We start from the raw sequence: 12,288 nt of genomic DNA, 5'->3' as shown, positions 1-12,288 counted from the left end.
GCGCCCACCGCAGGTCGGGGGATCGGTGGCGGCGCGATCTTCGAAGGGATGCCCGACCATGAAAATTGCACAGATTGCTCCGCTTGCCGAAAGCGTGCCGCCGCGCCTCTATGGCGGTACCGAACGCATCGTGTCCTACCTGACGGAGGAACTGGTGCGTCAGGGTCATGAGGTGACGCTGTTCGCCAGCGGCGACTCCGTGACCGCGGCGGAACTGGTGCCGGTGACAGACATGGCGCTGCGGCTCAATCCCGACGTGCGCGACCCCATTCCCTATCACATGATCCTGCTGGACGCCGTGCGCCGCCGGGCCGACGAATTCGACGCGCTGCATTTCCATATCGACCTGCTGCACATGCCGCTGGTCCAGGATTTCATCGGCCGCACGGTGACGACGCTGCACGGCCGGCTGGACCTGCCCGATCTTCCCGCCTTCTACCGCGCCTTTCCCGATCACAGCCTGGTGTCGATTTCCGACCATCAGCGGCTGCCGATGCCGCCGGTGAACTGGGCAAGGACGATCCACCACGGGCTGCCCGCCGACCTGCTGCCGCCCCGCACCGGCCCCAGCGACGGCTACCTTGCCTTTCTGGGACGGATTTCGCCCGAAAAACGCCCCGACCGGGCGATCCGCATTGCCGCCCGCGCCGGACTGCCGCTGCGGATCGCGGCGAAGATCGATGCGGTGGACCGCGCCTATTGGGAGGAGGAGATCGCGCCGCTGGTCGAACGCTATCCCAATATCCACTATATCGGGGAGATCAACGAGGCGCAGAAGGCCGAATTCCTGGGCCGGGCAAGCGCCCTGCTGTTCCCCATCGACTGGCCCGAACCCTTCGGCCTGGTGATGATAGAGGCCATGGCCTGCGCCACGCCGGTCGTCGCCTTCCGCTGCGGCTCCGTCCCCGAGGTGATCGACCATGGCCAGTCGGGCTATATCGTCGAGAGCGAGGATGAAGCGGTCGCGGCGGTCCGCCGACTCCACGAACTCGACCGCGCGCAGGTGCGCGCCGCCTTTGACGCACGCTTCACGGCAGAGCGGATGGCGGCCGATTATGTTCAGCTTTATCATGATCTTCCCGGCGCGCGGACGCAGGCCGCGATGCTGCGCCGGCTACGCGGAGAAGGTTCGGAACTTCAGGTCGTGGGATAGGGCATTTTCAACTGGACCGTTTACGGTCGACAGCCCGGAAAATGCGGCATCAAAGGACAAGAGCGTTTTCACCTGTCGTGAAAACGCTCCGGCATCAGGAGAGAGGCATGACGGCAAGCCAGTTGCAGCCGGAAAACCCCAGCCCTTCGGTCCCGAACGCCGGTCACGGCGTCGATCCGGGACAGGCGCTGTCGCAGGCGCAGACGCAATTCTTCATCCCGGCGACGGCGTCGCTGCATGAGCGGCGGCCGCGAACGCTGAAACATGGGGACAGCTTCGCCGTCTTCGACCATAGCGGCGATGCGATTGCCGGTCCGGGCAGTCCGGAAGGACTCTATCATCGCGACACCCGGCATCTGTCGCACCTCTACCTCACCATCAACGACACCCGGCCGATCCTGCTGAGTTCTGGCCTTCGCGACGACAATGCGATGCTGACCTGCGACCTCACCAATCCCGATTTTCCGGGCGGGGACGGCCGGGTGGCGGTCGAACACGATCTCATCCACCTGCGCCGCACCCGTTTCCTGTGGGAAGGCGCGGTGCATGAACGGATCACGATCCGCAATTTCGACACGGAGGTCCGCACCGTGGCGGTGAATATCGGTTTCGCCGCCGATTTCGCGGACCTGTTCGAGATACGCGGCATGACCCGTCTGCGGCGCGGCGCCGTGCGGGAACCTTTGATCGGCCCAAAGTCCGTGCTGCTGGGCTATGACGGGCGCGACGACAAGCGGCGCGAAACGCTGCTGCGCTTCGATCCCGCTCCCCAGATCCTGACGGAAAGCCGCGCACGCTTCGAGGTGGCCGTGCCGCCTGGCGAGCGGCGCACGCTATATCTGCAAATCTGCTGCCAGCCGCAGGATGATGAGCCGGTGGGCGACCTGTCCAAGCATTTCCTGAAGACGCTGCGCGAATCCATGCAGGCGCTGAAGCAGGCGCGCACGCGCGGGGCGACCGTGCGCTCCTCCAACCAGCTTTTCAACGAGGTGGCCCGACGGTCCGTGGCCGACATCACGATGTTGTCGACCGACACCGAATATGGGCCCTATCCCTATGCCGGCATTCCCTGGTTCAGCACCGTCTTCGGTCGCGACGCGATCATCACCGCGCTGGAGACGCTGTGGCTGGACCCGGCGATCAGCCGCGGCGTGCTCGGCTATCTGGCCGCGCATCAGGCAACCGAATATGACGCCGCCGCCGATGCCGAACCGGGCAAGATCCTGCATGAAGTGCGCCATGGCGAAATGGCGGAACTGGGCGAAGTCCCCTTCCGCCATTATTATGGCAGTATCGATTCGACGCCTCTGTTCGTGATGCTGGCCGGGGCCTATCTGGAAAGAACGGGCGACAGCGGCTTCATCGCCTCCATCCTGCCCCATGTCGAGGCTGCGCTGAGGTGGATAGACGAGCATGGCGACCGCGACGGCGACGGGTTCGTCGAATATGGGCGGCTGACCGACCAGGGGCTTGTCAATCAGGGATGGAAGGACAGCCATGATTCGGTCTTCCATGCCGATGGCAGCATTGCGCGCGGCCCGATCGCGCTGGCGGAGGTGCAGGCCTATGTCTATGGCGCCTGGCGGGCGGCGGAGGCGATCTTCACCGCCCTGGGCGATCCGGACAGGGCGGTGAACCACCGCGCGCGGGCGGACGATCTGCGCGATCGTTTCGACGCCGCCTTCTTCGACGCCGGGATCGGCACCTATGTGCTGGCGCTGGATGGGGATAAGAGGCCGTGCCGCGTCCGCTCCTCCAATGCCGGGCACGTGCTGTTCACCGGCCTCGCGAAGGAGGCGCGCGCCGACATGGTGGTGCACACGCTGATGGCGCCGGCCTCCTTTTCCGGCTGGGGCGTGCGGACCATCGCCTCGACGGAGGCGCGCTACAATCCGATGAGCTATCATAACGGATCGATCTGGCCGCATGACAATGCGCTGATCGCGGCGGGCTTTTCCCGCTATGGCTACCGGACGCAGGCGGCCCAGATCTTCGAGGGGCTGTTCGCGGCCGCGACCTATGTCGACCTGATGCGGCTGCCCGAACTGTTCTGCGGCTTTCCCCGGCGGCGGGCGCAGGGGCCGACATTCTATCCCGTGGCGTGCAGCCCGCAGGCCTGGTCCGCGGCGGCGCCCCTGTCGCTGATCCAGTCGAGCCTGGGCCTGACCTTCGATGTCGCGGGGGCGGAGATTGCCCTGCGCGATCCCACCCTGCCCCGCTTCATCGACGAGCTGACGCTCTACGGCCTGCGCCTCGGGGACGCGGCGGTGGACATCGCCTTCGACCGGATGGGCGACAAGGTGGTGGTGAAGCCGCTCGACCGGAAGGGGCATGCGCGCGTCGTGACCATTGCCTGACAAATGGCGCTTGGCATTGCCGCAAATGGGCTTACATCCCCGGCCATTGGCTGACAGGATGGAATGAAGCATGGCAGGGACGGCGCTGATCACCGGAGCAACCGCGGGCATAGGCGCCGCATCGGCGCGGCGTTTCGTCGCCGCCGGGTGGAAGGCGATAGTCACCGGGCGCCGCGCAGAACGGCTGGACGCGCTGGTTGAGGAACTGGGCGCGGACAGGGTGCATGCGATCAGCTTCGACATGCGCGACGAAGCCGCCATCGACGCGGCCTTGGCCGCCCTGCCTCCGGGCTTTGCCGATGTCGACCTGCTGATCAACAATGCGGGACTGGCATTGGGCACGGCGCCGGCGCAGCAGGCCGATCTCGACCAGTGGCGCCAGATGATCGACACCAATGTCACCAGCCTCGTCACCATCACCCACAAGCTGCTGCCCCGCCTGATCGAGCGCAGGGGCGCGATCATCAACATCAGCTCGGTCGCGGCGACCTATCCCTATGCGGGCGGCAACGTCTATGGCGGGACCAAGGCGTTCGTCAGCCAGTTCTCGCTGGGGCTGCGGTCGGACCTGCATGGCACGGGGGTCCGCGTGACGTCCATCGAACCGGGCATGGTCGAAACCGAATTCACCCTGGTCCGCACTGGCAGCCAGGCGGCATCGGACGCGCTCTATGGCTCCGCCAATCCGATGACGGCGGAAGATATTGCGGAAACCCTGTTCTGGGTCGCCAGCCAGCCGCCCCATCTGAACCTCAACCGCATCGAACTGATGCCGGTCACCCAGTCCTTCGCCGGCTTCCAGGTCGCTCGCGAGGGCTAGGCAGCGTGGACATGTTCATGACCTCGCCGGACTGATCGGGTGGCTGCAAGACATTCCGAATTCGTCCACGCGGCCGGGAACCTATTCCCTCATCCGTCAACTTGTCCGTCACGCCACGCCATTGTGACATCCCCGTCACAAAAACGTCTCCCTCCAGTCAAACACCCCACATCGCAGTGCAACATTGAACCGCTAGGGCGCCCCCCAATCCACGATTGCGGAAAAAGGGGAAGTCCACATGCGTATCGCCACCGCCCTGCTGATGGCCTCGACGGCCATGGCCGCCATGCCAGCCTTCGCGCAGGGAGCCGCGCCCGTTCCGTCCGCCGCCGACGCGGCGGCCGAGGGTGCGAACATCATCGTCTTCGGCCGGGGCGAAACCCGTCAGGTTCAGGAAATCCAGGCGCAGGACATCGTCACCCTGACGCCCGGCACCAACCCGCTGAAGGCCATTGAAAAGCTGCCCAGCGTCAATTTCCAGTCGGCCGATCCCTTCGGCAACTATGAATGGTCGCAGCGCGTCACCATCCGCAGCTTCAGCCAGAACCAGCTCGGCTTCACCTTCGACGGCATTCCGCTGGGCGACATGAGCTACGGCAATCACAACGGCCTGCACATCACCCGCGCCATCAGCTCCGAAAATATCGGCAGCGTGCGCGTGTCGCAGGGCGCCGGCTCCATCGGCACCCAGGCGACCAATGCGCTGGGCGGCACGATCGAACATTTCTCCGCCGATCCAGCCGACTATCTGACCGGCGGCGCGCTGGCCGGCCAGGGCAACCTCACCTATGGCAGCGACGAAAGCTGGCGCGGCTTCGCCCGTCTGGCGCTGGGCAGCCGCGACGGCATCCGGGGCTATGTCTCCTACGCCTATGGCTCGACCGACAAATATAAGGGCAATGGCACGCAGGACCAGCATATGGGCAATGCCAAGGTCGTGATCCCTGTCGGCGATGTGACGGTCGACGGCTGGCTCAGCTATTCCGACCGGCGGGAACAGGATTATCAGGACATGTCGATGTCGATGATCCGGCGGCTGGGCTGGGATTGGGACAACACCTATCCCGATTATGCCCGCGCCATCGACTATGCCAGCCGCCTGAACGATGTCGATCGGGTCAGCAACAGCGGCGGGTCGCCCTTCCCCGATGGCCGCTACGACTATAGCGGCGCGCTCGTTTCCGGCGGGCAGGTCTATCCCGGCAACGTCACCAGCGCGGACGACGCCTATTATGACGCCGCCGGCCTGCGCAAGGACTGGCTGGGCGCTCTGGGCATCGCCGCCCCACTGGGCGAGCGGGCCAGCTTCAAGCTCAAGGGCTATTATCACCACAATAAGGGCATGGGCCTGTGGGCGACGCCCTATGTCCCCAGCCCCAACGGCGTGCCGATGTCGGTCCGCACCACCGAATATGAAATGGACCGGATCGGCGTCTTCGGCAGCGTCGACTTCGCGCTGGGCATCCAGAATTTCACGGTCGGCGGCTGGTATGAGAACAACGAATTCAACCAGGCCCGCCGCTTCTACGCCTTCGCCAGCCGGACCGAGCCGGGCCTGAGCTTCCGCGACTATCCGAAGAACCCCTTCGCGACCCAGTGGGAATTCGACTTCACCACCGACACCATCCAATATCATGTCCAGGACAGGATCGACCTTGGCATGGTGAAGATCGACCTGGGCTGGAAGGGGTTCAAGGTCACGAACGAAGCCGACGCCGTGGTGCAGGCCAGCTTCCCGGAGGGCCGCATCAAGGCCGAGGACTGGTTCCAGCCCCATGCCGGTTTCGCGGTCGAACTGTCTCAACAGGCAGAGGTCTTCGGCGGCTTCACCCAGGCGACCCGCGCCTTCGCCAGCGCGACGACGACCGGTCCCTTCTCGACCAACCAGACCGGCTTCGACGCGATCAAGGGCAGGCTGAAGCCCGAAGCATCGGACACCTATGAACTGGGCCTGCGCTACCATGACGGCGTCTTCAACGGCGTGATCGGCGCCTATCTGGTCAACTTCCGCAACCGCCTTATCGCGGTGCAGGTCGGCAGCCCCATTCAGGGCTTCGCCTCGGCGCTCCAGAATGTCGGCAATGTCCGCGCGATCGGCGTGGAAGCGGCGGGCACGCTGACGCTGGGCGGCGGTTTCAGCCTCTATGGCTCCTACAGCTACACCGACTCCACCTATCGCGACGATGTGGTGGACGACAGCGGCGCCGTCACGCCGATCAAGGGCAGGACCGTCGTCGACAGCCCCAAGCATATCGCCCGGGGCGAGATCAGCTACGACCATCAGGGCGCGTTCGGCCGGATCGGCGTCAACTATATGTCGCGTCGCTATTACACCTACACCAACGATCAATCGGTGCCGGGCCGGGTGATCGTGGACGCCAGCGTCGGCTATCATTTCAACGAGAATCTGGAATTGCAGCTCAACGCCACCAACCTGCTGGACAAGCGCTATGTCAGCACCATCGGCTCGGGCGGTTTCGGCAATAGCGGCGATGCGCAGACCCTGCTGGTCGGCGCTCCCTCGCAATTCTTCGCTACCTTGAAGGCGGGATTCTAAGGCGATGAACAAGGCCGCGCTGCTCCTCGCCGCCCTCGCCGCCCTTCCGGGCGCGGCGCTGGCGAACCCGGTCCTGCTGATCTCCATCGACGGGCTGCGTCCGGGCGACGTGCTGGAAGCGGACAGGCGCGGCCTAGCCATCCCCAATCTGCGCCGCTTCGTGAAGGAGGGGGCCTCCGCTTCGGGCGTGACGGGGGTGCTGCCCACCCTCACCTACCCCAGCCATACGACGCTGATCACCGGCGTTGCGCCCGCGCGGCACGGGATCACCGCCAATAACAGCTTCGATCCCAATGGCATCAACCAGGGCGGCTGGACCTGGTACGCCTCCGACATCCGGGTGCCGACATTGTGGGAAGCGGCGACCAAGGCAGGGCTCACCACCGGCAACGTCCATTGGCCGGTCAGCGTCGCGGCCAGCGGCGTGACCTGGAACCTGCCGCAGATCTGGCGCACCGGCCATGCCGACGACGTGAAGCTGCTGGATGCGCTGGCGACGCCGGGCCTCAGGGCGGAACTGGAACGCGCGACCGGCGCGCCCTATGCCATGGGGATCGATGAAAGCCTGTCGGGCGATGAAAATCGCGGCCGCTTCGCCACCGCCCTGATAGAAAGCCACAGACCCGGTTTCCTGACCGTCTACCTGACCGCGCTGGACCATGAGCAACATGCGAAGGGTCCGGACACGGCCGAAGCGAAGACCGTGCTGGAAAGGATCGACGGCATCGTCGGCCGGATCGTCGCGGCGGAACGCAAGGCGCATCCCGATGCGGTGATCGCGCTGGTCAGCGACCATGGCTTCCAGGCGACGCACAGCGCCGTCAACCTGTTCCGCCCCTTTATCGACGAAAAGCTGATCGTGCTGGACAAGGACGGCAAGGTCGCATCCTGGCTGGCCATGCCCTGGATTTCCGGCGGATCGGCCGCGATCATGCTGGCCCGGCCGGAGGATGAGGCACTCGCCGCGCGGGTCGGGGCGCTGCTCGACAGGCTGGCCGCCGATCCCGCCCATGGCATTGCCCATATCGCCGACCGCGAACGGATCGCCCGCATGGGCGGCAATCCGCAGGCGGCCTTCTACGTCGATCTCCAGCCCGGCTTCGTGACCGACATCTTCCGCGGCCCCGCCGCGCCCCTGGTGGCGCCCGTCCCGATCAGGGGCATGCATGGCTATTTTCCGGGACCGGCCAATCTGCAATCGACCTTCCTGCTGATGGGCGAAGGCGTACCCGCCGGGCGGAAGCTGGGACAGATCGACATGCGGGCCATCGCCCCCACCCTGGCGCGGATCATGGGCGCCAGTCTGCCCGATGCCGAAAAGCCGGCGATCGATCTGCGCCCCTGACCCGGCGGCGATGGCGGATGAGTCCTTAGTCTGATCCTCAGGGTCAGACCGCCGCCTCGAACCCCCGCATCAGCGCGATGGCGGAGTTGCGGAAGCGGGGGTCGCTGGTCACCTCGTCCCCGACCCAGTCCGGCAGGTCGAAGCGTTCGTCAATCGACCGCATCTCGACCTCCGCCAGGACCAGCCCTTCCGCCGCCCCGGCAAAGACGTCGACTTCCCAGACCTTGCCATCATGCGGCACGCGATAGCGGGTCTTCCTGATCAGCGTATCGACGCAGAGCCGGTCGAGCATGTCCTCCGCATCCGCCGCGGGTATCGCATATTCGAACTCGTCCCGGACCAGGCCTGCCCGCGCACTCTTGACGGTAAGCCAGGCCCCGTCCGCCGACAGGCGCACCCGCACGCTGGCATGGCCGTCATGCGCGACATAACCCTGCCGCAAGTCCCGCCCCGCGTCCGCCATCGCCCGCCATTCATCGCTCACGACCAGGAATTTCCGTTCGATCTCGACTGCCATGAACGCTCCGACGAAGGATCGCCAGCGGCCGGCGAACTGATCCATGTTTAGCGCATGTCGGACATGAACGGGAGTCGGTTCGTCGCGATTGAGCAATGACTCTTCCCGGACCGGCCGGCATGGAAGGGCCGCCGCCCCATGCGGTCATAGGTTGATCCGGCGCGCTTTCTCCTACATTCTAAGGCACGCTGCGTTAAATCGGGGGCAGGTCCTCCCGGTCTCCGTTGCCGCATCCTTTCAGGCAGAAACCCCTTTCCCACTTTTCTGCACGATGCTCCAGGACGGAACGGCAGCATATAGGCTGTATCGACAGCCAGCCCTGACAGGAGAAAAGCCATGCGCGTGATGGTGCTCGTAAAGGCCACTGAGGACAGCGAACGAGGTTTCGTCGCCACTCCGGAGACTCGGGCGGCGATGGAAGCCATGGGCCAGTTCAACGACGAACTGGCGGAGGCCGGCATCCTGCTCGCCGCCGACGGCCTGACGCCCTCTTCCCAAGGCAAGCGGATCGCCTTCGACGGTCCGAACCGGACGGTCATCGACGGCCCTTTCGCACAGGCCCGCGAACTGGTCGCCGGCTTCTGGCTGTGGGAAGTCAAGGACATGGAAGAGGCCGTCGCCTGGGCGAAGCGCTGCCCCAACCCCATGCCGGGGCCGAGCGAGATCGAAATCCGGCCGGTTTACGACCTGGCCGATCTTTCCTGAGATGCCGGGGGGGCAACAGGTCAAGGATTCGACGGGAAGGGCGCATATCCCCTCCCCCCGCGCCAGGGGCCCGTGGCAGGGAGCGGTTCGAAGCTGCCGGGCTCTATCCGCGATGACGGAGTTGCGGAACCTCTTCGCCTGTTTTCAATATCCAGGATCGGTCCAGATCGCGGACCGAGCGGCATCCCATCAAAATGAGCGTGCGATGCAAATCCGATCGCAACAGCTCGATGATCTCCCCAACACCCTTTTCTCCAGCCACCGCCAAACCGTAAAGATAGGGGCGGCCCAGGAAGACGCCGGTCGCGCCAAGGCACAGGGCCGTCACAATATCCGCCGCCCGCCTTACCCCGCCATCCAGATAGATTTCGGCCCGACCGCCGATCCTGTCGGAAATGGCCGGCAATGCATCGATCGACGCCATGGCCCGATCGAGCTGACGCCCGCCATGGTTGGACACGACAATGCCATCGGCGCCGACAAGATCGATCGCCTTTTCCGCGTCATCGGCGTCCAGAATGCCCTTGATGTAGAAGCGTCCCCGCCACTGGTCCCGCATCCATCGCAGGTCGTCCCAGCCCAGATCCTGCTGCATGGCGCGCCAAGCCTGCCTTGCCCCAGCCGCCCCGTCGAACCGCAACCTTTCTGCCTCGACATAATGAACCGGCACATTGCGGCGATGCAGCAGCACGTTCGCCATCCATCGGGGCCGGCGCGCGATGTCCAGAATGCGCGCGGGTGTAAGAACCGTAGGCATGCCTATTCCGGCTCGGCGCTCGCCTTCGCGATTTCCCGGCACGGGCACGTCGACGGTGACGATCAGGGCGCCATAGCCCGCATCGCTCGCGCGCCGCATCAACCAGGACGCCACCGGCCGGTCGGCAAAGGGATAGAGCTGAAACCAGTGGTTGCTCTTCGTGGCCTGCGCGACCTCCTCGATCGAATAGCAGGACGCCGTGCTCAGCGCCAGTCGGGTGCCCGCCGCCTCCGCGGCGCGCGCGGCTGCGACATCCCCGCTCCAATGCGAGGCGCCGGCCAGCCCGGTCGGCGCCAGCGCGACCGGAAGGCTGACGTCGACGCCGCACATGATCGTGCCCAAGGACGGCGCCGCCTGTCCTGTCAGACAGCGCTGCCGCAATTTCCAGCGGGTGAAGGCGGCCTCATTGTCGAGCCGCGTCAGATGATCTCCCGCACCGCTTTCCACATATGTCCAGATCATGTCGGGAAGGATGCGGCGCGCCCGCTTCCGGTAATCCTCTATGTTCTGCAGCGCGCTGAAATCCCGCCAAGCATATCGAAACGCCATTGAATCTCCAAATCTGCGCCTGACCGCATCGTCCCAATGCCCGCGCCGGAAGGCCGCCGGGCCGACCTGTCCGGCCTCATCCAGCGGCAGGAAAAACCTTGCCGGGGTTCAGCAGGTTCAGCGGGTCGAGAGCCTGTTTGAGCGACCGCATCAGCGCGATTTCCTCCCGGGAGCGCGATCGATCGAGAAATTCCAGCTTCGCCTGCCCGATGCCATGTTCGGCGGCTATCGAACCGCGATATTGACGGATAGCGTCATAGACCAGGCATTCGGTCGCATGCATGACCTGCGGATCATGCAAGGCGGGGTGGCTCACGATCAGGTGCATGTTGCCGTCGCCGCCATGTCCATAGTGCAGGACCACGGCGCCCGGCAGCATCTCGCCCATTTTCGCATCGGTCTGTTCGATGAACCGGTCCATATCGAGCAGCGAAAGACTGATGTCGAAGCCCGCAAAAGGGGAGAGGGCCGCCAGCGGTTCGAGCAGATCTTCCCGCAAGGCCCAGATATTCTGCCTTTCACGCTCCGATTGGGCAATGACGACATCATGGACGAGCCCGCCGTCGAATATGGCCGACAGGACTTCCTCGAACACCTGCCGATCGCGCTCCGGGTGAGAACCCAGCGCTTCGACTATCGCATATAGCCGATATTCCGGCGACATGGGCAAGGGACGGCGGGCCGATTGCGCCTGGCCGATGACGTTGAAAAAATCCCTCCACATCAGTTCGAAGCTGGACAGCCGCCCGTCCAGATCCCGTTGCAACCGGCGAAGCAGCCGGCTTGCCTGCTCGACCGTATCGAACGCCAACAGGGCGGTCTGCGCCGTCGTGGGAAGCGGCCGCAGCCGCAGGACCGCCTGGGTGACGATGGCCAGCGTGCCCTCGCTGCCGATGAAGAGATGCTTCCAGTCATAGCCGGCATTGTCCTTCAGCACCTTGCCCAATCTCGACACCACCGTGCCATCGGCAAGGACCGCTTCCAGCCCCAGCACCATATCGCGCATCATGCCCCAGCGCAGGGTTCTGAGGCCGCCCGCATTGGTCGCTATGTTGCCGCCGATCGTCGCGCTGCCGCGCGATCCGATGTCCAGCGGCATCAGCAGGCCCTTGCCGGCGGCCGCCTCCTGCAGGGACTGGAGAGTGACGCCGGCTTCGGCGGTGATGGTCATGGCATCCTCGTCGATCTCAAGGACCCTGTTCATCCGTTCGAGCGACAGGATGATGCCGCCATCCGTGCAGGCCGTGCCGCCGACGCCCCCCGTCCCGCCGCCCAGAACGGTGACCGCGATGCGTGCCTTGCGCGCCGCCTCCATCACCCGCGCCACCTCCCCCGTGCTTCCCGGGCGGACGACGCAGGATGGAGAGCAGGTGTAGAGGCCAAGCAGGTCCGTTCGATAGCGCTGGTCGATTTCATCCCCGGCAAAGCAATGGGCCCTGCCGACGATGGATCGAAGTTCTTCCCTATGATCCATCACGAGAACTGGCTTCCTTTCAGCGAATATTTCCCTGGACTGCGCCAGGGGCGG

General features: G+C 65.1%; 9 protein-coding genes. 6 read left to right on the top strand and 3 right to left on the bottom strand.

Translation table 11 applies throughout. The annotated features are described in order from the left end of the window. The first annotated feature begins 58 nt into the window (after positions 1–58). The 5 genes from A0J57_RS17470 to A0J57_RS17450 all read left to right on the top strand — a co-directional run bounded on the left by A0J57_RS17470 (position 59) and on the right by A0J57_RS17450 (position 8,232). Positions 59–1,153 carry a glycosyltransferase family 4 protein gene (locus A0J57_RS17470; RefSeq protein WP_025550370.1) on the top strand — a complete coding sequence of 365 codons (1,095 nt, stop codon included), beginning with the start codon at positions 59–61 and terminating at the stop codon, positions 1,151–1,153. 107 nt (positions 1,154–1,260) lie between these two features. Further along, positions 1,261–3,510, top strand: a complete 2,250-nt coding sequence (locus tag A0J57_RS17465) for an amylo-alpha-1,6-glucosidase (RefSeq protein ID WP_061936875.1) — start codon at positions 1,261–1,263, stop codon at positions 3,508–3,510. 70 nt (positions 3,511–3,580) lie between these two features. Then, positions 3,581–4,330: an SDR family NAD(P)-dependent oxidoreductase gene (locus tag A0J57_RS17460; protein WP_025550367.1), complete on the top strand. Its 750-nt coding sequence runs from the start codon at positions 3,581–3,583 to the stop codon at positions 4,328–4,330. A 238-nt stretch (positions 4,331–4,568) separates the two neighbouring features. Then, positions 4,569–6,887, top strand: coding sequence for a TonB-dependent receptor (locus A0J57_RS17455; RefSeq protein ID WP_061936872.1), 2,319 nt, complete (start codon positions 4,569–4,571; stop codon positions 6,885–6,887). Between the two features lie 4 nt (positions 6,888–6,891). Beyond that, on the top strand, positions 6,892–8,232 hold the full coding sequence (locus A0J57_RS17450; protein ID WP_061936870.1) for an alkaline phosphatase family protein: 1,341 nt from the start codon (positions 6,892–6,894) through the stop codon (positions 8,230–8,232). Between the two features lie 43 nt (positions 8,233–8,275). Here the strand turns inward: A0J57_RS17450 and A0J57_RS17445 are convergent, their stop codons facing one another. Then, entirely contained in the window at positions 8,276–8,794 is a 519-nt protein-coding gene (locus A0J57_RS17445) for a CYTH domain-containing protein (RefSeq protein ID WP_226869811.1), read from the bottom strand. A gap of 291 nt (positions 8,795–9,085) precedes the next feature. On the opposite strand from A0J57_RS17445, the gene A0J57_RS17440 reads away from it, so the two are divergent. Next, a complete protein-coding gene (locus A0J57_RS17440; protein ID WP_061936869.1) occupies positions 9,086–9,454 on the top strand; it encodes a YciI family protein in 369 nt (122 codons plus the stop codon). Positions 9,455–9,557: 103 nt separating this feature from the next. Here A0J57_RS17440 and A0J57_RS17435 read toward each other — a convergent pair whose 3' ends face one another. Then, positions 9,558–10,760, bottom strand: a complete 1,203-nt coding sequence (locus A0J57_RS17435) for an alpha-hydroxy acid oxidase (protein WP_061936867.1) — start codon at positions 10,758–10,760, stop codon at positions 9,558–9,560. A 76-nt stretch (positions 10,761–10,836) separates the two neighbouring features. Next, positions 10,837–12,234, bottom strand: a complete 1,398-nt coding sequence (locus tag A0J57_RS17430; protein WP_061936865.1) for an FAD-binding oxidoreductase — start codon at positions 12,232–12,234, stop codon at positions 10,837–10,839. Positions 12,235–12,288: the final 54 nt, after the last annotated feature.

Source organism: Sphingobium sp. 22B, assembly GCF_001580035.1.
Taxonomy (GTDB): Bacteria; Pseudomonadota; Alphaproteobacteria; order Sphingomonadales; family Sphingomonadaceae; genus Sphingobium; species Sphingobium fuliginis.
Note: the sequence above shows the minus strand (reverse complement) of the source record. Positions and strands in the feature narration are given on the sequence as shown.

What these genes read in the sequence shown, in the direction of transcription:
- A0J57_RS17470 (WP_025550370.1), top strand. Translation starts at nt 59, where the DNA reads ATGAAAATTGCACAGATTGCTCCGCTTGCCGAAAGCGTGCCGCCGCGC.
- A0J57_RS17465 (WP_061936875.1), top strand. Translation starts at nt 1,261, where the DNA reads ATGACGGCAAGCCAGTTGCAGCCGGAAAACCCCAGCCCTTCGGTCCCG.
- A0J57_RS17460 (WP_025550367.1), top strand. Translation starts at nt 3,581, where the DNA reads ATGGCAGGGACGGCGCTGATCACCGGAGCAACCGCGGGCATAGGCGCC.
- A0J57_RS17455 (WP_061936872.1), top strand. Translation starts at nt 4,569, where the DNA reads ATGCGTATCGCCACCGCCCTGCTGATGGCCTCGACGGCCATGGCCGCC.
- A0J57_RS17450 (WP_061936870.1), top strand. Translation starts at nt 6,892, where the DNA reads ATGAACAAGGCCGCGCTGCTCCTCGCCGCCCTCGCCGCCCTTCCGGGC.
- A0J57_RS17445 (WP_226869811.1), bottom strand. Translation starts at nt 8,794, where the DNA reads ATGGATCAGTTCGCCGGCCGCTGGCGATCCTTCGTCGGAGCGTTCATG.
- A0J57_RS17440 (WP_061936869.1), top strand. Translation starts at nt 9,086, where the DNA reads ATGCGCGTGATGGTGCTCGTAAAGGCCACTGAGGACAGCGAACGAGGT.
- A0J57_RS17435 (WP_061936867.1), bottom strand. Translation starts at nt 10,760, where the DNA reads ATGGCGTTTCGATATGCTTGGCGGGATTTCAGCGCGCTGCAGAACATA.
- A0J57_RS17430 (WP_061936865.1), bottom strand. Translation starts at nt 12,234, where the DNA reads ATGGATCATAGGGAAGAACTTCGATCCATCGTCGGCAGGGCCCATTGC.